The sequence below is a fragment of the Microvirga alba genome, assembly GCF_015694465.1.
GTDB classification, from domain to species: domain Bacteria; phylum Pseudomonadota; class Alphaproteobacteria; order Rhizobiales; family Beijerinckiaceae; genus Microvirga; species Microvirga alba.
This window is the reverse complement of sequence record NZ_JADQDO010000003.1, coordinates 203,624-223,844: the sequence shown is the minus strand read 5'-3', so window position 1 is coordinate 223,844 and position 20,221 is coordinate 203,624. Positions and strand designations below refer to the sequence as shown.

Annotated in this window: 23 protein-coding genes and 1 other RNA gene; 15 read left to right on the top strand and 9 right to left on the bottom strand. The window is 61.8% G+C overall.

What is annotated here, in order from left to right; genetic code table 11:
- Positions 1-3: 3 nt before the first annotated feature.
- The 6 genes from I2H38_RS09280 to ssrA form a co-directional block, all read right to left on the bottom strand.
- Positions 4-237 (bottom strand): ribbon-helix-helix domain-containing protein, encoded by a 234-nt coding sequence (locus tag I2H38_RS09280; protein ID WP_196271566.1) that lies wholly within the window; start codon positions 235-237, stop codon positions 4-6.
- Position 238: 1 nt separating this feature from the next.
- Positions 239-424, bottom strand: a complete 186-nt coding sequence (locus I2H38_RS09275; RefSeq protein ID WP_196271565.1) for a DUF4169 family protein — start codon at positions 422-424, stop codon at positions 239-241.
- A gap of 17 nt (positions 425-441) precedes the next feature.
- The gene (fumC, locus tag I2H38_RS09270) at positions 442-1,833 is read right to left on the bottom strand and encodes a class II fumarate hydratase (RefSeq protein WP_196271564.1); all 1,392 of its coding nucleotides are present in this window, start codon (positions 1,831-1,833) and stop codon (positions 442-444) included.
- Positions 1,834-1,985: 152 nt separating this feature from the next.
- A complete protein-coding gene (locus I2H38_RS09265; RefSeq protein WP_267875955.1) occupies positions 1,986-4,076 on the bottom strand; it encodes a hybrid sensor histidine kinase/response regulator in 2,091 nt (696 codons plus the stop codon).
- Positions 4,077-4,245: 169 nt separating this feature from the next.
- Entirely contained in the window at positions 4,246-4,872 is a 627-nt protein-coding gene (locus tag I2H38_RS09260; protein ID WP_196271562.1) for an SspB family protein, read from the bottom strand.
- A 21-nt stretch (positions 4,873-4,893) separates the two neighbouring features.
- Positions 4,894-5,250, bottom strand: a transfer-messenger RNA (tmRNA) gene (gene ssrA / locus I2H38_RS09255).
- Positions 5,251-5,330: 80 nt separating this feature from the next.
- Here ssrA and I2H38_RS09250 point away from each other — a divergent pair.
- The 11 genes from I2H38_RS09250 to I2H38_RS09200 all read left to right on the top strand — a co-directional run bounded on the left by I2H38_RS09250 (position 5,331) and on the right by I2H38_RS09200 (position 12,812).
- Entirely contained in the window at positions 5,331-6,125 is a 795-nt protein-coding gene (locus I2H38_RS09250) for a thymidylate synthase (protein WP_196271561.1), read from the top strand.
- Positions 6,085-6,435 carry a DUF2293 domain-containing protein gene (locus I2H38_RS09245; protein WP_196271560.1) on the top strand — a complete coding sequence of 117 codons (351 nt, stop codon included), beginning with the start codon at positions 6,085-6,087 and terminating at the stop codon, positions 6,433-6,435. The genes I2H38_RS09250 and I2H38_RS09245 overlap by 41 nt, the downstream gene beginning before the upstream one ends.
- Positions 6,436-6,815: 380 nt before the next feature.
- Entirely contained in the window at positions 6,816-7,025 is a 210-nt protein-coding gene (locus tag I2H38_RS09240; protein WP_196271559.1) for a cold-shock protein, read from the top strand.
- Between the two features lie 121 nt (positions 7,026-7,146).
- On the top strand, positions 7,147-7,338 hold the full coding sequence (locus I2H38_RS09235; protein WP_196271558.1) for a hypothetical protein: 192 nt from the start codon (positions 7,147-7,149) through the stop codon (positions 7,336-7,338).
- The gene (locus I2H38_RS09230) at positions 7,335-7,712 is read left to right on the top strand and encodes a DUF6481 family protein (RefSeq protein WP_196271557.1); all 378 of its coding nucleotides are present in this window, start codon (positions 7,335-7,337) and stop codon (positions 7,710-7,712) included. Before I2H38_RS09235 ends, I2H38_RS09230 begins: the two co-directional genes overlap by 4 nt.
- An 87-nt stretch (positions 7,713-7,799) precedes the next feature.
- Complete coding sequence (locus I2H38_RS09225; protein WP_196271556.1) at positions 7,800-8,282, top strand: GNAT family N-acetyltransferase; 483 nt, start codon at positions 7,800-7,802, stop codon at positions 8,280-8,282.
- The gene (locus I2H38_RS09220) at positions 8,279-8,791 is read left to right on the top strand and encodes a dihydrofolate reductase (protein ID WP_196271555.1); all 513 of its coding nucleotides are present in this window, start codon (positions 8,279-8,281) and stop codon (positions 8,789-8,791) included. Before I2H38_RS09225 ends, I2H38_RS09220 begins: the two co-directional genes overlap by 4 nt.
- A 135-nt stretch (positions 8,792-8,926) precedes the next feature.
- Entirely contained in the window at positions 8,927-10,075 is a 1,149-nt protein-coding gene (hflK, locus tag I2H38_RS09215; RefSeq protein ID WP_196271554.1) for an FtsH protease activity modulator HflK, read from the top strand.
- Positions 10,072-10,998, top strand: a complete 927-nt coding sequence (gene hflC, locus I2H38_RS09210; protein ID WP_196271553.1) for a protease modulator HflC — start codon at positions 10,072-10,074, stop codon at positions 10,996-10,998. The genes hflK and hflC overlap by 4 nt, the downstream gene beginning before the upstream one ends.
- Positions 10,999-11,007: 9 nt before the next feature.
- Positions 11,008-11,199 (top strand): DUF2065 domain-containing protein, encoded by a 192-nt coding sequence (locus I2H38_RS09205; protein ID WP_196271552.1) that lies wholly within the window; start codon positions 11,008-11,010, stop codon positions 11,197-11,199.
- 89 nt (positions 11,200-11,288) lie between these two features.
- Positions 11,289-12,812, top strand: coding sequence for a DegQ family serine endoprotease (locus I2H38_RS09200; protein WP_196271551.1), 1,524 nt, complete (start codon positions 11,289-11,291; stop codon positions 12,810-12,812).
- 136 nt (positions 12,813-12,948) lie between these two features.
- Here I2H38_RS09200 and serB read toward each other — a convergent pair whose 3' ends face one another.
- Complete coding sequence (serB, locus tag I2H38_RS09195; RefSeq protein WP_196271550.1) at positions 12,949-13,857, bottom strand: phosphoserine phosphatase SerB; 909 nt, start codon at positions 13,855-13,857, stop codon at positions 12,949-12,951.
- A 15-nt stretch (positions 13,858-13,872) separates the two neighbouring features.
- On the opposite strand from serB, the gene miaA reads away from it, so the two are divergent.
- Positions 13,873-14,805, top strand: a complete 933-nt coding sequence (miaA, locus tag I2H38_RS09190; protein WP_196271549.1) for a tRNA (adenosine(37)-N6)-dimethylallyltransferase MiaA — start codon at positions 13,873-13,875, stop codon at positions 14,803-14,805.
- On the opposite strand, the gene I2H38_RS09185 is transcribed toward miaA, so the two are convergent.
- The gene (locus tag I2H38_RS09185; RefSeq protein ID WP_196271548.1) at positions 14,783-15,610 is read right to left on the bottom strand and encodes an RMD1 family protein; all 828 of its coding nucleotides are present in this window, start codon (positions 15,608-15,610) and stop codon (positions 14,783-14,785) included. The two genes, miaA and I2H38_RS09185, sit on opposite strands and share 23 nt — an antisense overlap.
- A 281-nt stretch (positions 15,611-15,891) precedes the next feature.
- Here I2H38_RS09185 and I2H38_RS09180 point away from each other — a divergent pair, with 281 nt between their 5' ends.
- Together I2H38_RS09180 and ilvN are read left to right on the top strand one after the other, a co-directional pair.
- Positions 15,892-17,664, top strand: a complete 1,773-nt coding sequence (locus I2H38_RS09180) for an acetolactate synthase 3 large subunit (protein ID WP_196271547.1) — start codon at positions 15,892-15,894, stop codon at positions 17,662-17,664.
- A gap of 100 nt (positions 17,665-17,764) precedes the next feature.
- Positions 17,765-18,307 (top strand): acetolactate synthase small subunit, encoded by a 543-nt coding sequence (gene ilvN, locus I2H38_RS09175; RefSeq protein ID WP_196271546.1) that lies wholly within the window; start codon positions 17,765-17,767, stop codon positions 18,305-18,307.
- Here the strand turns inward: ilvN and I2H38_RS09170 are convergent, their stop codons facing one another.
- On the bottom strand, positions 18,308-18,856 hold the full coding sequence (locus I2H38_RS09170) for a DUF924 family protein (protein WP_196271545.1): 549 nt from the start codon (positions 18,854-18,856) through the stop codon (positions 18,308-18,310).
- Positions 18,857-19,145: 289 nt separating this feature from the next.
- On the opposite strand from I2H38_RS09170, the gene ilvC reads away from it, so the two are divergent.
- Positions 19,146-20,165 carry a ketol-acid reductoisomerase gene (ilvC, locus tag I2H38_RS09165; protein WP_196271544.1) on the top strand — a complete coding sequence of 340 codons (1,020 nt, stop codon included), beginning with the start codon at positions 19,146-19,148 and terminating at the stop codon, positions 20,163-20,165.
- Positions 20,166-20,221: the final 56 nt, after the last annotated feature.

Below are 20,221 nucleotides of genomic sequence, written 5' to 3'. Positions count from 1 at the left end.
AGGTCAGCTTGGTTCCGTGTCAGCGGCGGCCCGCAGGCTCCCCAGGACATAGACGCGGATTGCCGAGGACAGATTCTGCTCGCCGCGCTCGGCGTCGATGCGCCCGATGAGGGCCTGGACGGAGAGGGACCGTCTGTCCGCGATTTCCCGCAAGACCTCCCAGAACGGTTCTTCCAGGGAAACGCTCGTCCGGTGGCCGGCGATGGCGACAGAGCGTTTGACGATGCCTGCGCTCATATCAGGGTTTCTCGTCGTCGCGCTTGTGGGAGTCGAGCCGGCGTGTCGCCAGCTCATGCTCCGCCTTCGTCTTCTCCCGTTCGGCCTTGGTGCGGCCAAAGACGATGCGGTTCTCGGCGGCGCGGGCCTCCTTCTCGGCCCGCGCCTTCTGTTTGCGCGCTTGGCGCAGATTGACGATCTCGGCCATGGGGCCGTGTACCACCCTTATTGCGGAGCCAGCATCGTCTCGGGCCGCACGACGGCGTCGAAATCAGCAGCCGACACGCCTGCCTTGAGGGCTTCTTCCTTCAGGGTCGTGCCGTTCTTGTGCGCCGATTTCGCAATGGCTGCCGCCTTGTCGTAGCCGATGATGGGTGCAAGCGCCGTCACCAGCATGAGCGAGCGCTGCATGAGCTCGCTGATGCGGTCGTGGTTCGGCTCGATGCCGACGACGCAGTGATCGGTGAAGCTGATCGCGCCGTCCGCCAGCAGGCGGATCGACTGCAGAACCGCATTCGCGATCACCGGCTTGAACACGTTGAGCTCGAAATGACCCTGGCTGCCGGCAAAAGTGACCGTGGTCTGGTTGCCCGCGACCTGGGCGCAGAGCATCGTCAGGGCTTCGGCTTGAGTCGGGTTGACCTTGCCGGGCATGATCGACGAGCCGGGCTCGTTTTCGGGGAGCGAAATCTCGCCGAGACCCGAGCGTGGGCCGGAACCCATCAGACGAATGTCGTTGGCGATCTTGAACAGGCCGGCGGCGAGGCTCGACAGGGCACCCTGCGTGAACACAAGCGCGTCGTGGGATGCCAGCGCCTCGAACTTGTTCGGAGCGGAGGTGAAGGGAAGCGAAGTCAGCTCCTTCGCCTTGGCAGCGAAGCGCTCCGCGAATTCGGGATGGGCATTGAGGCCCGTGCCAACAGCCGTGCCGCCCTGCGCGAGGGCATAGATGCCCGGCAGCGTCATCTCGATGCGGGCGATGGCGAGCTCAACCTGTGCCGCATACCCTGAGAACTCCTGGCCGAGAGTGACCGGGGTTGCGTCCTGCAAATGGGTGCGGCCGATCTTGACGATGTCCTTGAAGGCCTCCGCCTTCTGGTTCAGCGCCTTGAGCAGGTGCTTGAGGGCAGGAAAGAGCCGGTCGTTGATCTCACGCGCCACGGCGATGTGCATCGCGGTGGGAAATGAATCGTTCGACGATTGACCCATATTCACGTGATCGTTCGGGTGCACCGGCTTCTTGGAGCCGCGCTCGCCGCCGAGGCGCTCGATGGCGAGGTTCGAGAGCACCTCGTTCATGTTCATGTTGGACTGGGTGCCCGAACCCGTCTGCCAGATGACGAGGGGAAACTCATCGTCGTACTTGCCCTGCACCACATCGGCCGCGGCGGTCGTGATCGCGTCCGCGAGGCCCGCTTCGAGCTTGCCGAGATCCTTGTTTACCAAGGCGGCGGCCTGTTTCACGATGGCGAGCGCGTGGACGAGAGGGATCGGCATCCGCTCGCCGCCGATGCGGAAGTTCTGGATCGAGCGCTGGGTCTGGGCGCCCCAGAGCTTGTCGGCGGGAACTTCGATGGGGCCGAAGGTATCTGTTTCGATGCGGGTGGAGGGCGACATCCTGACCTCTTTCGATGGAGCTGCGTGTTCATAACTCAAAGTTCTGCGCTCGCAACTCCCGAACGAGCATTGGGGCCTTGCAAAATCTCGTGGCGGAAGCTCGCGAACGTTATACTTTCAGCTCACGCGCCAGGGCCGTCCGACGCACGTCGTTACGAGGCCGGACCTTCCGGTGCGATCAAGCTCAGGCGGTGCCCGAGGGATTCCCGTAGCGTCTTGATGAGGGTCTCCAGGCTGAAAGGTTTCAGGACCAGCGGGACATTCTTCAAATGCGCGTCGGTCAGCCGCTCCGCATCCGCGTAGCCGGTCATCAGCACAACGGGGATATCAGGCCTGCGGGCCCGCGCCGCCTGTATGAAACCGAGGCCGTCGAGACTTGGCATCGCAAAATCGGCGACGATCAATGCTATGTCGTCGTGAAGCCGCAGCATTGAGAGGCCCTTGTCCCCGCTCTCGGCATGGCTGACCTGGAACCCGAAATTTCGCAGGCTCTCGACGACAAAGGCACGCACCCCCGCATCGTCGTCCACGACCAGAAGATGGATTCCTGACCCATCAAGTTCCGCCAGAGACTCCTGCGACGTGCCGGATCGCGGTGCGGCCTGGGTGCGGGGAAGATAAAGTGCGATCTCGGTGCCTCGTCCGGCCTCGCTGTAGAGCGTGATGCTGCCGCCCTGTTGCTTGACGAAACCGTAGATCTGGCTGAGCCCCAGGCCCGTTCCTTTGCCGACGTCCTTGGTCGTAAAGAACGGCTCGAAGACTTTCCCGTGGAATTCCTCCGGAATGCCGATACCGGTGTCGCGCACCGAAATGCGCACATATTCGCCGATTGCGAGGTCCCGGGGCAGGTCATGCCCCGCGACGTTACGAGCGGCGATGGTCAGCTTTCCGCCTGCAGGCATGGCGTCGCGCGCATTGATCGCGAGGTTCAAAAGGGCGACCTCAAGCTGCGTGCGGTCCGTGACGACAGGCCACAGCTCGCTTGCCAGATCGGTTTCAATGGCGATGTTCGGCCCGATGGTGCGGGACAGGAGATCGCGCATCCCGCCGATCACTTGCGGCAGGTCCGTCGATTCGAGAGACAGGGATTGCTTGCGCGCGAATGCGAGGAGTTGTCGGATCAGCTTGGCGCCCCGCTCGCCTGCTTGAAGGGCGTTTTCAAGAAGGTGATCGACGCGGGGATCGGCGATACGCTTCTGCGCCAGCTCCAGATTCCCGATAACGATGGCGAGAAGGTTGTTGAAGTCGTGGGCTACACCGCCGGTGAGTTGACCGATCGCTTCCATCCTGTGGGCCTGGCGACGCTGCGCCTCGCTCTGCTCGAGGGCGCGGGTTCGCTCCTGGACGAGTTTTTCGAGGTGTTCCCGGTAGTCGCGCAGTTCATCTTCGGCGCGCTTCTGCTCGGTGATGTCGTTGCCCTGGACGAAGATGCCGACCGTTGATCCGTCCGCATCGAAGACCGGTTGAAAGACAATATCGAAAAAGCCCTCGACCAGCGGCTCGGATGGCTTCCGCTTGAAGGACGCCCGTATTCCGTGCCCGACATAGGGCTGACCGCTTGCATAGACTTGATCGAGAATAGGGATAAAGCCCTGGCTGACGATTTCAGGCAGCGCTTCCCGGACGCTCTTGCCAAGGATGTCGCGGTCTCCGATGATTTGTGAATAGGCCTTGTTCGCCAACTCGAAAACGTGGTCGGGGCCGCCCAGCACCGCCACGAAACCGGGCGCTTGCTCAAACACGCTGCGAAGAAGCTGTCGCTCCTCCTGAAGCTCCTCGTTTGCTTGCTGCACGGCTTGGGCGCGCTTGAGGATGTCGCCTTCGATCATCCCCGAAACGCCGCGCGCGTGTAAGAAACTCGCCTGCCGCAGCCTATGAAGTTCCGTCACATCCACGGGATATTGAAGAATGAAGGCGACCTCTCCGGCCTCGTTCAAGAGAGGCGTGTTGGTCACGCTCCAGAAACGCTCCCCAAACCCGCCCTCCGGCAGCAAAATATCATAATGGAGGAGCGGGATATGGTCCGGCTCGCGATGCTCCAGCACACGGTTGAGGGATATGCGCAGCTTGGCCACATTTGCCTCACCGCTCTCGCCGGGAGGGCTGGCAAAGGCTTCGAAGATGTTGCGGCCAATGATGTCGTCGCGCTGGCGCATCGCCGCGCGCAGATACGCGTCGTTCATCTCGACGATCGTGAAATCGGGCGACAACAAGACGTATGCATTTGGGCTGGCGTTGAACAGCGCCCTGAAATCGACTGATGCGATAGCGCGGGAGCCTAGCAGATTGACCTCCAGGCCCTGAGGTGCCCGGTTCCCCGGAAAAGGCCCTCAGGGCTGACTGATACTAAAAGTTCACGCGAGATATATGCCGGCGTGGCCCCAAGTCGAGGTTGGATGAAGCCGAGGCGCTTCAGTTTTTTTTGCGAAACGAGTCGAGGCTTACAACTTCGGCGCTGCCCGACGGCGTAGGCTCCGCCGCACCCGGTTTGGTGGTTTCCTCTGCCCCGCTCCGATCGGCGTCAGCTTGAGCGGCGGGCGCGACCGTCTTCTTCGCATCCGGCGTCTTATCGGCGGAAGCAGACGACTTTCGCGACTGCTTCAACTCGACGGGCTCCGAACCATTGCTTCGCACCGGCTGCGGCGCGGGAGGCGCTTCGCCGGCCTCGCCCTCGTTTTCGTCCTGACCGTCGAACTTGAGGCCGAACTGGACCGAGGGGTCGAAGAAGCCGGTCAGCGCATCGAACGGAACGAGCAAGCGCTCCGGCACACCTGAGAACGACAGGCCGATTTCGAAATTGTGCTCGGTCACGCCGAGGTCCCAGAACTGGTGCTGCAGGACAATCGTCATTTCCTGCGGGTATTTTTCACGCAGGCGGTTCGAAAGGCGCACACCCGGAAAATCGGTACGGAACGAGACGTAGAAATGATGGTCCCCCGGAAGGCCGTCCTTTCCGGCATCGATCAGCACTTTGCGCACGACGCCTTTCAGGGCGTCCTGCACCAGGAGATCGTAGCGGATGAGGTCTTTGCCGGCCATATGGGAGCCCTTGAGAAAAAAAGTGGAGGCTTCTGTTGCCAGGTGCCTCCGGACCCCGCCTAGCGGTGCTACCCGTTAGGACTTTGAGTCGGTGTTAGGGACCGCTTACGCAGCCACTGCAACCGGAGCATAGTTGTCGTTGGCAACTATTGAATCGGCCCGATAACGGCGGAACCATGCCGAGTGAAAGTCTACCCTTTACGCCCTCGTCGATCCTATTTCGCCCCCGCCAAAACCCATGCTGAGCCTGGGTTTTGGTGGAGGCGCCGGGTACCGCCCCCGGGTCCGATGGGTTTATTCCGATAGCCGTTTATCGCCATAGCCGACCTTGCGGCCGGCATTCGCAATATAAGAAAGACTGAACCATTTTGAAAGAGCGGGGGACAAGTTCACGGGGGACGAAATGCACCCTCTGACGCTGGCCGCCGACTGACGTAAGATGAGGCAAGGAGCCTTTCATGCAAGCCTACCATCATCTTCTTCGCCGCATCATCGATGAGGGCGTCCGGAAAGACGATCGAACCGGAACCGGGACGATCTCCGTTTTTGGCCACCAGATGCGATTCGATCTCAGCCAAGGCTTCCCGCTGGTCACGACGAAGAAGCTCCATCTGCGCTCGATCGTGCACGAGCTTTTGTGGTTCCTGAAGGGCGATACGAATGTCCGCTATCTGCAGGAAAACGGCGTCACGATCTGGGACGAATGGGCCGATGAGAAGGGCGATCTCGGGCCGGTCTACGGCAAACAATGGCGCTCTTGGGCCAAGCCGGATGGCGGGGCCGTCGATCAGATCCAATGGGTGCTCGACGAGATTCGTCGCAACCCGGATTCGCGCCGCCTGATCGTGTCCGCCTGGAACCCTGCTGAGCTCGACAAGATGGCGCTCGCGCCCTGCCACTGCCTGTTCCAATTCTATGTCGCCGACGGGCGGCTATCCTGCCAGCTTTACCAGCGCTCCGCCGATGTATTCCTGGGCGTTCCGTTCAACATCGCCTCCTATGCGCTCCTGACGCACATGATGGCGCAGGCGACAGGCTTGCAAGCCGGCGATTTCGTGCATTCCTTCGGGGACGCGCATCTCTACCTCAACCATCTCGATCAGGCTCGTCTGCAATTGACGCGCGAGCCTCGGTCTCTGCCAAAGCTTCGCCTCAATCCCGCCGTGCGTTCCCTGTTCGATTTCACCTTCGACGACATCGCCATCGAAGACTATGACCCGCACCCAGCCATCAAGGCCCCCGTCGCCGTCTAGGCCCACTAACCGGCGCGCGGCCATCGAAAGCGCCGTCCGCATCCTTGCGCCGCGCATCCCGAGGCACGAGTTCGAGTCGGTCACGGATCACGCGCTTGGAAGCAGGGGGCTCCACACCGCCTCGCCGGAAACGGCGGCCTGGCTTTCCCTCGTTTCCTATATCCGGCACCGCCTGACGGATTACGACAGCTTGCTGGATGAGGGCTATGACGTCGAGAGCGCCCGTTTCTTCGTGCTCGACGAGATGAATGCGATCCTCGAAGGCTGGGCCTCGCCAAGGCGGGTGCAGGGCGAGGAGGAGGCGGATTAGGGTCCGGACTCATTACATCCACCAGATGACGGCGGTGGCGAGAGCGATTGCGCATGTCGGTTCATGCCGGTCTCCCAGTAGATCCTCTTCTTAGACCAGTATTTTTCCAGTCGCATCCATGGCGTGCCCAGATAGCCTTCCAGAATGCCTGCCTCGCCAGAGGGTCTGTGGAGAGTATCTTTTCCATCCAAGCTTGCAATCCGGCGGGGAACCCCTATATTTATCTTATCGACTTTGGCCGAATAATCGGGCCGTTATGCCTTGGCATGCCAGGCGCACGTTCAGACACTCTCCCAAAACATCGACGAATTGAGCACGAGACCGCGCTGCTGCGCGACCCTTAGGCTCACGTGCACTCACGCATACTCAAGGATATTTCCATGAACACCGGCACCGTAAAATTCTACAATGATCAAAAAGGCTTCGGCTTCATCGCGCCGAGCAACGGCAGCAAGGACGTGTTCGTCCATGCCACCGCTCTTGAGCGCGCTGGCATCCGCGGCCTCGTCGAAGGCCAGAAGGTTGCCTTTGATACGGCAGAAGACCGCCGCTCGGGCAAGATCGCCGTCGACAACATCGAGATGGCATAAAGCCAGTCTCTTCGGTGCAGGTCTATCTGCATTGAGCCGTTGAGGCCGCTCCCCATGGGGAGCGGCTTTCTTGTTCGCAATCGTGGTGCTGCCTTTGCCAGTCCCACAGTGGAGAACCAGCATGCTTCATAAATACAAGATCCGACAGATGGTGCGCCTCGTACGTGCGCCGATATCCGACAGCCGCACCAGCGGCAGCGGCATCTACGAAGTGACCCGCCTCATGCCGGCCGACGAGACAGGTGAAGTCTCGTATCGGATCAGATCAGGTGCCACGGAGCGTGCCGTCCGAGAGAGCGAGATCCGAGCATGAGCGGCTTCCGGGACATAGGATTTGGCGATCGGCTGAGCACGGCCGAGAACGCCCGCAAGGCCATGCTGGAGCGTGTGCGGGCAAAGCCGGGGCCGGACGATCCGGCGATGGCCGAGCGTAGAGCGGCACGGCAGGCGGTCAGCACTGCCCGTGAGGCGCGGCTGGCCGAACGCGAGGCCAACAAGATCGCCGACCAGGCCCGCGAGGCGGCAGAACAGCAGGCGCGTGAGGCGGCCGAACATGAGCAACGCCTTGCTCAGGAAGCCAATGAGGCGACTGCCAAAGTCGAGGCCGTCGAGCGTCAGGTTACGCTGGAGGCTGAGCAAAAGGCTGCCCGCGATGCCCGCTATGCCGCCCGAAAGGCGCGCAAGTGAGCTAAAGCCGTAAAACGAGACGCCGGTTTGGTGGAAGAATACGCTCCGGGCTCGACAGGACCGCGAAGCTTCGGCACAACGGCAGACATGACACTCTCCATCCGCCGAGCCGAAGCGCGTGACGCCTCCTTGATCCTCGACTTCATCCGGGAGCTTGCCGCGTACGAGCGGCTGGCCCATGAGGTCGACGCGACCGAAAAAGACATCGCAGCGGCCCTTTTCGCGGAGCAGCCGCGCGTTTTCGCCGATATCGCGGAATGGGAGGGGAGGCCGGCGGGTTTCGCCCTGTGGTTCTACAATTTTTCCACCTTTCGGGGCCGTCACGGCATCTACCTGGAAGATCTTTTTATCCGGCCCGATTTTCGCTCCAAGGGAATCGGCAAGGCGCTCCTAAGGCACCTCGCGCGCCGTTGTGTCGCCGAAGGGCTTTCACGCCTCGAATGGTGGGTGCTCGACTGGAATGAGAACGCCTTGCGCTTCTACCGCTCTATCGGCGCGCTGCCGATGGATGAATGGACGGTTCAGCGCGTGACAGGCGATCACCTCACAAAGCTGGCACAGGAATCATGACCCTTCCCCTCATTCTCGTCGTCGCGGTGGCTGATAACGGCGTCATTGGGCGCGACAATCAGCTTCTGTGGCGTCTCAAGACTGATCTTCGTCGCTTCCGGGAGCTGACCTGGGGCAAGCCGATGATCATGGGGCGCAAGACGTTCGAATCCATCGGCAGGCCCTTGCCGGGCCGCGAGACGATTGTCCTGACCCGGGACCCGGCGTTTTCCGCGGAGGGCGTGAATGTCGCACGAACATGGGATGAGGCCGTCGCGCAGGGCGCGGCCTTGGCGGCGAAGATGGGCGCTGACGCCATCGTGGTGGCCGGGGGATCGGAGATCTATGCGCTCGGCCTGCCGCACGTTCAGAAAATATACCTGACCGAGGTTCATGCGGCGCCTGAGGGCGATGCGGTCTTCCCTGCCTATGACCGCTCACGCTTCCGGGAGGTCGGGCGCACCGATCATGCGAAGGGGGCGGACAATGAGCACGCGTTTACCTTCATTGACCTCGAACGACGCTCATGAGACCTGCTAAGGTTGACGAATGCTGCGACAATCCCCAATTCGCAGCCTTGACAGGCGTGTGAGGCAACACCCACAACCGACTCTTACCCAATCGGCTTAATCGGCCGGTCTTTTCAGAGTGAGGAAAGGCGACCTATGCCTTGGAGTAACCAAAGCGGCGGCGGAGGCCCCTGGGGCCAGCGTGGCGGATCAGGCGGCGGCAAGAGCCCATGGGGCTCTGGCGGCCCGCAGGGCAATGGAACGCCCCCTGATCTCGAGGACATTCTGCGCCGCGGCCAGGATCGCCTGAAGGACTTCATCCCCGGCGGCTCCATGGGCGGCAAGGGCGTCCTCATCCTGATTCTGGGTGTGATCGCCGTTTGGCTGCTGACCGGCTTCTACACGGTGCGACCGAATGAGGTCGGCATCAACATGATCTTCGGCAAGTACACCCATACGAGCGGCGAAGGTCTTCGCTACAATCTTCCCTATCCGATCGGCCGCGTGCTCAAGCCCAATGTGACCGAGCAGCAGCGTATCGAGATCGGCTATCGCTCCGTTGGAGGAGGTCAGGCCCGTTCGCGCGACATGCTCGAAGAAAGCCTGATGCTGACGGGCGACGAGAATATCGTCGATATCGATTACGATGTGGTCTGGCAGGTCAACGCTGCGCGGGCTCAGGATTTCGTGTTCAATCTCCAGAACCCGCAAGGCACCATCAAGTCGGTGGCCGAAAGCGCCATGCGCGAGGTCATCGGACGCCGCAACATCCAGGCCATTCTGACCACGGAGCAGGCGAGCGTCGTGCAGGAAGTGCGCCAGATCATGCAGCAGACCCTCGACTCTTACGGCGCGGGTGCATTGATCAACGTGGTGCAGCTTCAGGCTGTCCAGCCGCCGGCGGAAGTCCGGCAGGCGTTCGTTGACGTAAACGCCGCACAGCAGGACGCGGTGCGCGTGCAGAACGAGGCAGAAACTTTCGCAAGCCGCATTGTGCCGGAAGCGCGAGGCGACGCCGCCCGCACCGTGCAGCAGGCGGAGGGTTATCGCGAGCAGTCCGTGGCCGATGCGACGGGTCAGGCTGCCCGGTTCAAGTCGATCTATGAGGAATATCGCAAGGCGCCCGCCATCATCCGCGAGCGGATTTTCCTTGAGACGATGGAGCGCGTTCTCGGCGGTGTCGACAAGGTCATCATCGATCAGAAGGGGCAGGGGGTCGTGCCTTTCCTGCCTCTCAATGAACTACAGCGGCGGCAGCAGCAGCCTCAGGGCGGCGCGGCAGGTCAGCAAGGAGCCACGCGATGAACAATGCCACCCTTCGCACGGGCTTGCTGATCCTGGCCGGTCTTGCCGCGATCGCGCTGTTCAGCTCAGCCTTTATCGTCCGGCAGACCCAGTACGCCCTTGTGCTCCGCTTCGGCGCGGTGCAGTCCGAGATCCGCGACCCGGGCTTGCATTTCAAGGTGCCGCTGATCGACAACGTGACCTACTTCGACAAGTGGGTGCTCGATCTGGATCTGCCGGTCCAGACCGTGTTGTCAGCTGACCGACAGAACCTCGAGGTCGATGCTTTTACCCGCTATCGCATTATTGATCCGCTCAAGTTCTATCAGGCGGTCAACAGCATCGCTTTCGCCAATCAGCGTCTCACGAGCTTCACGAACTCGACGATGCGTAACGTGTTGGCCAACGCCTCCCGCGACGCGATCGTCAGGACGGAGCGCGGGCCTCTCATGACCCGCATTCAGGAAGAGGTGAACAAGCAGGCGCGCAGCCTCGGCATCGAGATGATCGATGTGCGTCTGACCCGCGTCGATCTGCCGGCCGCCAACAGCCAGGCTGTCTATCAGCGCATGCGCACCGAGCGCGAGCGAGAGGCCGCGGATCTGCGTGCCAACGGCCAGCAGCGGGCGCAGACCATCCGCGGGCGTGCGGAGCGCGACGCGACCGTCATCCGCGCCGATGCGAACCGTCAGGCTGAGGAATTGCGTGGTCAGGGCGATGCGGATAAAAACCGTATTCTGGCCGAGGCTTTCGGCCAGGACCCGGAATTCTTCGCCTTCTATCGGTCGATGCAGGCATATGAGGCGGGTCTCAAATCAGGAGATACGCGTCTCGTGTTGAGCCCGGATTCAGAATTCTTCCGCTATTTCAACGATGCATCCGGTCGACGGAACGGCGCGGGAGGCGGCTCCGCCTCTCCGGCCCGGCCCGCGCCCGCGCAATAAATCGTCCTTATGCTGGACCTTATCGCAGCCCTCGGCCTCGCTCTCGCGGTCGAGGGCATTTTGTTTGCCGCCTTCCCTGACGGCATGCGACGAGCCATGTACGAGGCAGCCCACAGCCCGAGCGATCGCATGCGACTTGTCGGCATCATTTCCGCCGTCGTCGGCTTGGGTGTGATCTGGCTGGTCCGGCAGTTTGGCTAGACCGCTAGCCCCGCTTCCGCCGCAATCGACGCTTGAATGACGGAACAGAACGACAATCTATCTTCATATTCTCCGAGAGAGGATTTTCGATGACCTACGCGATCAACGCGCCGACTCCTTACGGGTCGGTGCAGCCTCAACGCCCCTTGCGCCGGCTGGCCGCCTCCTGCTTCGCGGTTTTGACATTCGTCGCGACCGCGATGCCTCTGGCCGCCCAAGCGCGCTCCGCCCCGGAATCGTTCGCCGATCTGGCCGAGGAGGTGACGGGCGCGGTCGTCAACATCTCCGCTTCGACAACCGTCGAAGCCCGCAATCGGACCCTGCCTCAGCTGCCTCCGGGAACGCCCTTCGAGGATCTCTTCGAAGAATTCTTCAACCGTCGCGGCCAGGGTAATGGCCAAGGCAATGGCGGCGCGGACAACGCTCCCCGGCAGCGCCGGTCGAACTCCCTCGGCTCGGGCTTCGTGATCGATCCCTCGGGTATCGTGGTGACGAACAATCACGTCATTGGCGACGCCAACGACATCAGCGTCATTTTTTCTGACGGCACGCGCCTCAAGGCCGAGATCGTCGGCAAGGACACCAAGGTCGACTTGGCCGTGCTGAAGGTGAAGTCCGACAAGCCGTTGAAGGCGGTGAAGTTCGGCAATTCCGACACGCTGCGTCCCGGCGACTGGGTGCTGGCGATCGGCAATCCCTTTGGCCTCGGGGGCTCGGTCACCGCCGGTATTGTGTCGGCGCGCGGGCGCAACATCGACTCTGGCCCTTACGACAATTATCTCCAGACCGATGCGGCCATCAACAAGGGCAATTCCGGCGGTCCGCTGTTCAACATGAATGGCGAAGTCATCGGCATCAATACGGCCATTCTCTCGCCTACCGGCGGCTCTGTCGGCATCGGCTTCGCCGTGCCGGCTTCGACGGCTGTGCCCGTCATCGACCAGTTGCGTCAGTTCGGCGAAACCCGCCGTGGCTGGCTCGGCGTTCGCATCCAGAACGTGGATGATGCGACTGCGGAGGCCCTCAACCTCGGCTCCGCTCGCGGCGCGCTGATCGCCGGCATTGACGATAAGGGTCCGGCGAAGCCCGCCGGTCTTGAAGTCGGCGACGTGATCACCCGTTTTGACGGCAAGGACGTGAAGGATTCACGCGATCTGCCAAGGATCGTCGCCTCCACCCCGGTCGGCAAGGCGGTCGATGTGACCATCGTTCGCAAAGGCACGGAGCTGAAGAAGCAGGTCACGCTCGGTCGCTTGGAGGATGGCGAGAAGCAGGCCAATCTGCAGCAGCCCTCGACCGAAACGCCGACGGCGACCCGTCAGGCTTTGGGCCTCAACCTCTCCGGCATCACGGATGACCTGCGTCGCCGCTACAGCCTCAAGGATGACCTGAAGGGTGTCGTCATCACCCGCGTCGATCCGAACTCCTCCGCCGCCGACAAGCGGATCCAGGCGGGCGAGGTTATCGTCGAGGTCAATCAGGAAGCTGTTTCGAGCCCTGCCGACGTGACCAAGAAGATCGACGCGTTGAAGAGCCAGGGCCGGAAATCGGCGCTGCTTCTCGTCGCCAACCCACAAGGCGAAGTTCGCTTCGTGGCCCTGTCGATCGAGTAAGGCTGCGTAATCTCGATGGAAAAAGGCGGCTTCGAGCCGCCTTTTTTATTGGTGCGGCGCCCTGCAGTGGACATTCCGCCAAGGCCGAATTGAAAGCGACCTGATCGGGGGCCTTCATGAGCCTCGAAACTGAGCCTTATTCACCAACGATTTCTTCGGCCCGGTATCCCTGGGCGTAGAGAAGCGCCGACAGGTCCGCGTGGTCGATCCGTGCGTGGGCGGCAGCGGCAACCGCAGGCTTGGCGTGGAAGGCGACGCCGAGGCCCGCTTCGCCGAGCATGGCGAGATCGTTGGCGCCGTCGCCGACCGCCATGGTTTCGCTGGGCCGAAGCTGGAAGCGGTCACGCAACTCGATGAGGGTCGCGAGCTTGGCCTCGCGGCCCAGAATCGGCTCCGTCACTTCACCAGCGAGCTTTTCGCCCTCGACGATAAGGGTGTTCGAGCGGTGCTCGTGGAAGCCGATCCTGGCGGCGACGGGACCTGTGAACAGCGTGAATCCACCTGAGACGAGGCAGGTGTAGCTGCCATTGGCGCGCATCGTCTGGACCAGCGTCCGCCCGCCCGGCATCAGAGTGATGCGGCCCCCAAGAATCTCGTCCACCACGCCGACCGGCAGGTTTTTCAGAAGGGCGACCCGTTCGCGGAGCGCCGGCTCGAAGGCGATCTCACCGCGCATGGCGCGTTCCGTAATCTCGGACACCTCGGCCTTGAGCCCGACGAAATCCGCCAGTTCGTCGATGCATTCCTGGCCGATCATGGTGGAATCCATATCCGCCAGGAACAGGCGCTTGCGCCTGCCGTTCAACGGTTGGACGATGATGTCGATGGGCTCTGCGTGCAGTGCGGTCCGCAGCGTTGCCTCGACGGCCCGGGCATCGGCCGGAGCGGCGAGGATCAAGTCGGCCGCAATTCCACTTGCCAGAATGGAGCGTTCCGTCTCTTGTCCGAGCGCCTCGGCGGCCAACGCCACCGTCTTGTCAGTCAGGGCGGGGTTCGACGGGTTTGCGACGAGTGTCGCGACAAGAAGATTTTGGGGAGACGCCATCGTGAGGACCGTAAGGTGAGAGACGTTCGGATCGGCGCGGTTCTCATTGCAGGGCCGACTGCATCAGGCAAGTCCGCTTTGGGCATCAAACTGGCTCAGGCCTTGAGTGGCGTGGTGATCAACGCCGATTCCATGCAGGTCTACCGGGATTTGCGCGTCATCACCGCCCGCCCGACGATGGACGAGGAGGCGCAGGCCCCGCATCAGCTTTACGGGCATGTGGATGCGGCTATCAATTACTCGGTCGGGCGTTATGTCGCCGACGCTATCGAGGCTCTGCGTGATCTTGAAGGCGGGCAGGTGCCGATTTTCGTCGGTGGAACCGGTCTTTACTTCAAAGCACTGACGGAGGGGCTGTCCGACATGCCTGCCGTCCCCGACGAGGTGCGAGAGCAGATCCGCCGGGAGAGCGAGGGGCTGGAGACGCCGGAACTTCATCGTCTCCTCGTTGAGCGCGATCCGCGAACAGCGCAGACCTTACGGCCCTCCGACCGCCTGCGCATTCAGCGTGCTCTGGAGATATTCGCGGCGACCGGACAGCCCCTTGTCTCGTTCCACGGCTCCCGCCAGCCGGGTCCCTTGAACGACCTGTCTGTCATCAAGCTCTTCCTCGCGCCGGAGCGCGAGGAACTGCGCCGCCGCATCGATCAACGTTTCCTTGCCATGATGGAGCAGGGCGCGCTCAATGAGGTGGGTCAGCTCGGCGAGCGAAACCTCGATCCCATGCTTCCCGCCATGAGGGCCCACGGCGTGCCAGGGCTCCTCGCGCATTTGAGGGGCGAGATTTCCCTGGAGGAGGCGGTTGCACGCGGGCAGCGTGACACGCGCCGCTACGCCAAGCGCCAGTTCACCTGGTTTCGCCACCAATTGCCGGATTGGACCTGGGTCGAGCCGGAGCGGGGATATGACGCCGTGATGGCGAAGCTCAATGCCCGAAGCGGCCCGTGAATATCTGGTAAAATGAGATGAAAATCTCGAACACGATCAGGAGTACGATGATCAGTTCGAGCCTGAGCGAGCGTTCCGTGTCGATGAGGTCGGTCAAGGCCTGGGCCGTGTCACCGATCACCTCGAGCTTGCGGTGAAGCGAAGTGGCGCGTTCCTTCAATTCGTATTCGTCCTCGAGACGCGCATAGAGGCGCTCAAGATCGGGGCGGTCCCACAGGACGTCCGGCTTTTCCTCCACCGCGACGCGGCCGGATACCCGCTGACGGACGAGAAGGGCGTGGCCCACATGCTTGAGGATTTCGCGGCGTCCGCCGGGGCGGCGGCCCTGCTCGGCTAGATGCCGGGCGAACGGCTCCACCACGTCGAAGACCGCGGCTGCCTCGTGTTCGTCGCGGGAAAGCGCCACGCTTTTCGAGAGCGCGTCGGCGATTACGATCAGGCGCTCGGTAGAGAGTTGCCTGATATAGATGGGGCCGCCTGGCGGGATCTGGTCGTCCTTGTCAGGGGACAGTTCGATGATCGCCGTTTCTTCCTCATGGCGTGCGAATTCGCCGATGACGCGCTGGCCGAGGCCCCGGATAACCTCGTCCTCCTCAATGGGCGTCAGGCCAACGAGAACGGCAACGCCAAAGCGGAACAGGGCAACGAATCCTTCCTGGCCTGCCCGGAAGGCGAGAGGGGCCGAGGACAGTACGTCGCTGCGCTCAAGCCCGGCGATATCGAGGCGGTCGCCCAGCAAAAGGGCTCGGGCGGTAATACGCTGGCCTTGCATGAGAGCGCCGGTTGAAGATACGGTTTCGGGCATGACAAACTTTTCGAATTGGTCGTAGCAGCATAAGTGCTAGACTGTTTCCTGCCAAATTCGATCCCGCTTGACCGAATGAAACACATCGTTTAGCGTCTGCGCAACTTTTGAACTGAGAGTCGCATAAATGCGCAAGCTTATTCTCGTAGTACGAGCGCCATCGACGGAGCGGGATTGACCCCCGCAGGTCCGGCGATGGCGCACAGGCCCCCTCAGGGGCCTTTTTTATTGCCTAAATTCCTCCAACACCCCGAAAAAACAGACGCGACGGAGTGAGTGACATGAGCGAGACGATGACCGGCGCCGAAATGGTGATCCGTGCCCTGCAAGATCAGGGAGTCGAGCATATTTTCGGTTATCCGGGCGGCGCGGTCCTTCCGATCTACGACGCCCTGTTCCATCAGGATACGGTGCAGCACATCCTCGTTCGTCACGAGCAGGGTGCGGTGCACGCGGCCGAGGGTTATGCGCGCTCGTCCGGCAAGCCGGGCGTTGTGCTGGTGACGTCGGGGCCGGGCGCAACCAATGCGGTGACGGGTCTGGCGGATGCGATGATGGATTCGATCCCGCTCGTCTGCATCACGGGGCAGGTGCCGACGCATCTCATCGGCTCGGACGCGTTCCAGGAATGCGACACGGTCGGCATCACGCGCCACTGCACGAAGCACAATTATCTGGTCAAATCGATCGAAGACCTGCCGCGCATCCTGCACGAGGCGTTCTATGTCGCGTCGAACGGCCGGCCGGGCCCGGTGGTCATCGATCTGCCGAAGGACATCCAGTTCAAGACCGGCACCTACGTGCGCCCGACCAACAACCAGCACAAGACCTACCGCCCGATCGTCAAGGGCGACATGGACAAGATCCGCGCAGCCATCGAACTCATGGCGAAAGCGAAGCGTCCGGTTTTCTATACCGGTGGCGGTGTCATCAATTCCGGTCCGCATGCGTCGGCCTTGCTGCGCGAACTCGCGCAGCTCACCGGCTTTCCCGTCACCTCGACCCTGATGGGGCTTGGCGCGTATCCGGCCTCCGACCCGCAATTCCTCGGCATGGTCGGCATGCACGGCACCTACGAGTCGAACCTCGCGATGCATGAATGCGACGTGATGATCAATATCGGCGCGCGTTTTGACGATCGCATCACTGGGCGTCTCGATGCGTTCTCGCCTTACTCGAAGCGCATTCACGTGGACATCGACCCGTCCTCGATCAACAAGAACGTCAAGGTCGACATTCCGATCATCGGCGATTGCGCGCATGTGCTGGAAGACATGGTCCGCCTGTGGCGTCAGACCGCTCCGCAGGTCGACAAGGTCGCCCTCAAGGATTGGTGGAACAAGATCGAAGGCTGGCGCGCCCGCAACTGCCTCGCCTATCGGAACTCCACGGAGACCATCAAGCCGCAACACGCGGTCCAGCGGCTCTATGAACTCACCAAGGACCGCGAGACCTACGTCACCACCGAGGTCGGCCAGCACCAGATGTGGGCGGCGCAGTATTTCAAGTTCGAAAAGCCGAACCATTGGATGACCTCGGGCGGTCACGGAACCATGGGATATGGCCTGCCCGCCGCCGTCGGCGCGCAGCTCGCGCATCCGGACGCGCTCGTCATCGACATCGCGGGTGAGGCCTCGATCCAGATGATGCTGCAGGAAATGTCGACCGCGCTGCAGTACAACCTGCCGATCAAGGTGTTCATCCTGAACAACGAATACATGGGCATGGTGCGCCAGTGGCAGGAATTGCTCCATGGCGGGCGCTACTCGCACAGCTATTCAGAATCCCTGCCGGATTTCGTGAAGCTCGCGGAAGCCTATGGCGGAGTCGGCATCCGTTGCGACAATCCGGCAGAACTCGACGCCAAGATTTTGCAGATGATCAACGTCAACAAGCCGGTGATCTTCGACTGCATCGTTGACAAGGCCGAGAACTGCTTCCCGATGATCCCGTCGGGCAAGGCGCATAACGAGATGCTGCTCAACGACTATCTCGGCGAGGCGGGCACCGATATTGGCTCCGTCATCGACGAGAAGGGCAAGATGCTGGTGTGATGCAATAAACCCCTCTCCCGGATGGGAGAGGGGCCAAGCCTCGCGACTACGCATTCTCGAAACGCCGCTTGAACCTAGAATACGCCCGGAATTCACGAGCATGATCCAAATGAGCACCCATTATCCCGACGCAACCCGCATCGAACCCATCAACCGGCATACGCTCGCCGTCGTCGTCGACAACGAGCCGGGGGTCCTTGCCCGCATCGCGGGTCTGTTCTCGGGTCGCGGCTACAATATCGAGAGCCTCACAGTCACAGAGACGGAGCATGAGGCGCATATCTCGCGCATCACCATCGTGACGGCGGGCACCGACAGCATCATCGAGCAGATCAAGAACCATCTCGAGCGCCTCGTGCCGGTGCACCGGGTGGTCGATCTCACGCTCACCGGCGAAGCAGTCGAGCGCGAGATGTGCCTCGTGAAGGTGGTGGGCAAGGGCGACCATCGCGTGGAAGCCATGCGTCTTGCCTCGGCCTTCGGCGCGCGGACCCTTGATGCGACGCTCTCCTCTTTCGTCTACGAACTCACCGGTACGACGGACGAGGTCGAGCGTTTCATCAAGCTGATGACGGCGGTTGGCCTGGTCGAAGTCTCGCGCACCGGCGTCGCCGCCATGGCGCGCGGCGTGGATGGAATGTAATCACCCTCTGAAGTCGCTCACTTTCAAAAACTCTTCCTCGTCCGGCGTCGTCTCTCGTTCGAGAATGCCATTGCGATGGGGAAAGCGGCCGAAGCGGGCGACGATATCGTGGTGGTGGTGGGCGTATTTGACGGATTCCGGTTCACCGAGAGCCTCATTCAAGGTGACCGAGCGCTCCTGATGTCTCAGGTTCTCTGAGTGCATGAAGGGCAAATAGAAGAACTGGCGGAGTTCCGGCTCCGCCGTCATATCGTAGCCCTTCTCGATGGCCCTTTCGGCGGCGAGGAGGGCGGCGGGGTCGGTTTTGTAAACGTTGCGGGTTCCGCGGAACATGTTTCGCGGGAACTGGTCGAGAAGGAGAATGACGGCGAGTGCCCCATCGGGGGCGACTTCCCACTCGTTGAGATCGCCCCTTGCGGCGGCCTCAAAGGTGGGGAGGAAGTGGTCCCGGCAAGCCTGGTCGAAGGCATCGTCCTTCGAAAACCATTTGTCGGGTCCGGCTTCGCGCCAGAAGGCAAGAACTTCATCGGGAGTGGCAAGGCGCTGCATCGGCTTATCCAGTCATGCGGTCATGGGTCACGCCAAAACAATCTAGAGTGTCGGCGAGCCTTGTGAACTCTCGGTGCTCTGATCGTTCGTAGAAAAAGGGCTGGTCCCGCCCTGCGCTCCACGCAGAGAGGCTCCGCATTTTTCCTACAAACGATGACTTGCCAGCGCAGCTTTCATCGCTACAAGCGGCGCTGGAAAATACGAATGTTGCGCGGGCATCAGGTATGCGGGCGCGGCGGAAACGAAGGGCGGGGGCGAAAATCCCCTTAAATACAAGGACTTGAGGACCATGCGTGTCTATTACGATCGCGACGCGGATATCAACCTGATCAAGGGCAAGAAGGTCGCCATCGTCGGCTATGGCAGCCAGGGGCATGCCCACACCCTGAACCTGCGGGATTCCGGCGTGAAGGACATCGCCGTGGCGCTCCGCAAGGGCTCGCCTTCCGCCGCGAAGGCCGAGAAGGCAGGCATCAAGGTCATGGAAGTGGCCGAGGCCGCCAAGTGGGCCGACGTGGTCATGATGCTGACCCCCGACGAGCTGCAGGCCGACATCTACCGTGACGAGCTGCACGGCAACATGAAGCAGGGCGCGGCGCTTCTCTTCGCTCACGGCCTCAACGTCCACTTCAACCTCATCGAGCCCCGCAAGGACCTCGACGTACTGATGGTCGCCCCCAAGGGCCCCGGCCACACAGTGCGCTCGGAGTATCAGCGTGGCGGCGGCGTGCCGACGCTCATCGCGATCCACCAGGACGCCACGGGCAACGCCCATGACATCGCGCTCTCCTACGCCTCCGCCAATGGCGGCGGCCGCGCGGGCATCATCGAGACGACCTTCAAGGAAGAGTGCGAAACCGATCTCTTCGGTGAGCAGGTCGTGCTCTGCGGCGGTCTGGTCGAGCTCATCAAGGCGGGCTTCGAGACCCTCGTCGAGGCAGGCTACTCCCCCGAGATGGCCTATTTCGAGTGCCTCCACGAAGTGAAGCTGATCGTCGACCTCATCTACGAGGGTGGCATCGCCAACATGAACTACTCGATCTCGAACACCGCCGAGTACGGCGAGTATGTGACCGGCCCGCGCATCATCACCTCGGACACGAAGGCCGAGATGAAGCGCGTTCTCACCGACATCCAGACGGGCAAGTTCACCCGCGACTGGATGCTCGAGAACAAGGTCAACCAGACCTCGTTCAAGGCGGTCCGCGCCCGCAACGCCGCGCACCAGATCGAAGAGGTCGGTGGACGCCTTCGCGACATGATGCCGTGGATCAAGGAAAAGGCTCTCGTCGACAAGAGCCGGAACTGATCGCCCTATAGGCGACAAGGAAAAGGGGCGGATCATCCGCCCCTTTTTTGCTTTCG

What these genes read in the sequence shown, in the direction of transcription:
- I2H38_RS09280 (WP_196271566.1), bottom strand. Translation starts at nt 237, where the DNA reads ATGAGCGCAGGCATCGTCAAACGCTCTGTCGCCATCGCCGGCCACCGG.
- I2H38_RS09275 (WP_196271565.1), bottom strand. Translation starts at nt 424, where the DNA reads ATGGCCGAGATCGTCAATCTGCGCCAAGCGCGCAAACAGAAGGCGCGG.
- fumC (WP_196271564.1), bottom strand. Translation starts at nt 1,833, where the DNA reads ATGTCGCCCTCCACCCGCATCGAAACAGATACCTTCGGCCCCATCGAA.
- I2H38_RS09260 (WP_196271562.1), bottom strand. Translation starts at nt 4,872, where the DNA reads ATGGCCGGCAAAGACCTCATCCGCTACGATCTCCTGGTGCAGGACGCC.
- I2H38_RS09250 (WP_196271561.1), top strand. Translation starts at nt 5,331, where the DNA reads ATGCAAGCCTACCATCATCTTCTTCGCCGCATCATCGATGAGGGCGTC.
- I2H38_RS09245 (WP_196271560.1), top strand. Translation starts at nt 6,085, where the DNA reads ATGACCCGCACCCAGCCATCAAGGCCCCCGTCGCCGTCTAGGCCCACT.
- I2H38_RS09240 (WP_196271559.1), top strand. Translation starts at nt 6,816, where the DNA reads ATGAACACCGGCACCGTAAAATTCTACAATGATCAAAAAGGCTTCGGC.
- I2H38_RS09235 (WP_196271558.1), top strand. Translation starts at nt 7,147, where the DNA reads ATGCTTCATAAATACAAGATCCGACAGATGGTGCGCCTCGTACGTGCG.
- I2H38_RS09230 (WP_196271557.1), top strand. Translation starts at nt 7,335, where the DNA reads ATGAGCGGCTTCCGGGACATAGGATTTGGCGATCGGCTGAGCACGGCC.
- I2H38_RS09225 (WP_196271556.1), top strand. Translation starts at nt 7,800, where the DNA reads ATGACACTCTCCATCCGCCGAGCCGAAGCGCGTGACGCCTCCTTGATC.
- I2H38_RS09220 (WP_196271555.1), top strand. Translation starts at nt 8,279, where the DNA reads ATGACCCTTCCCCTCATTCTCGTCGTCGCGGTGGCTGATAACGGCGTC.
- hflK (WP_196271554.1), top strand. Translation starts at nt 8,927, where the DNA reads ATGCCTTGGAGTAACCAAAGCGGCGGCGGAGGCCCCTGGGGCCAGCGT.
- hflC (WP_196271553.1), top strand. Translation starts at nt 10,072, where the DNA reads ATGAACAATGCCACCCTTCGCACGGGCTTGCTGATCCTGGCCGGTCTT.
- I2H38_RS09205 (WP_196271552.1), top strand. Translation starts at nt 11,008, where the DNA reads ATGCTGGACCTTATCGCAGCCCTCGGCCTCGCTCTCGCGGTCGAGGGC.
- I2H38_RS09200 (WP_196271551.1), top strand. Translation starts at nt 11,289, where the DNA reads ATGACCTACGCGATCAACGCGCCGACTCCTTACGGGTCGGTGCAGCCT.
- serB (WP_196271550.1), bottom strand. Translation starts at nt 13,857, where the DNA reads ATGGCGTCTCCCCAAAATCTTCTTGTCGCGACACTCGTCGCAAACCCG.
- I2H38_RS09185 (WP_196271548.1), bottom strand. Translation starts at nt 15,610, where the DNA reads ATGCCCGAAACCGTATCTTCAACCGGCGCTCTCATGCAAGGCCAGCGT.
- I2H38_RS09180 (WP_196271547.1), top strand. Translation starts at nt 15,892, where the DNA reads ATGAGCGAGACGATGACCGGCGCCGAAATGGTGATCCGTGCCCTGCAA.
- ilvN (WP_196271546.1), top strand. Translation starts at nt 17,765, where the DNA reads ATGATCCAAATGAGCACCCATTATCCCGACGCAACCCGCATCGAACCC.
- I2H38_RS09170 (WP_196271545.1), bottom strand. Translation starts at nt 18,856, where the DNA reads ATGCAGCGCCTTGCCACTCCCGATGAAGTTCTTGCCTTCTGGCGCGAA.
- ilvC (WP_196271544.1), top strand. Translation starts at nt 19,146, where the DNA reads ATGCGTGTCTATTACGATCGCGACGCGGATATCAACCTGATCAAGGGC.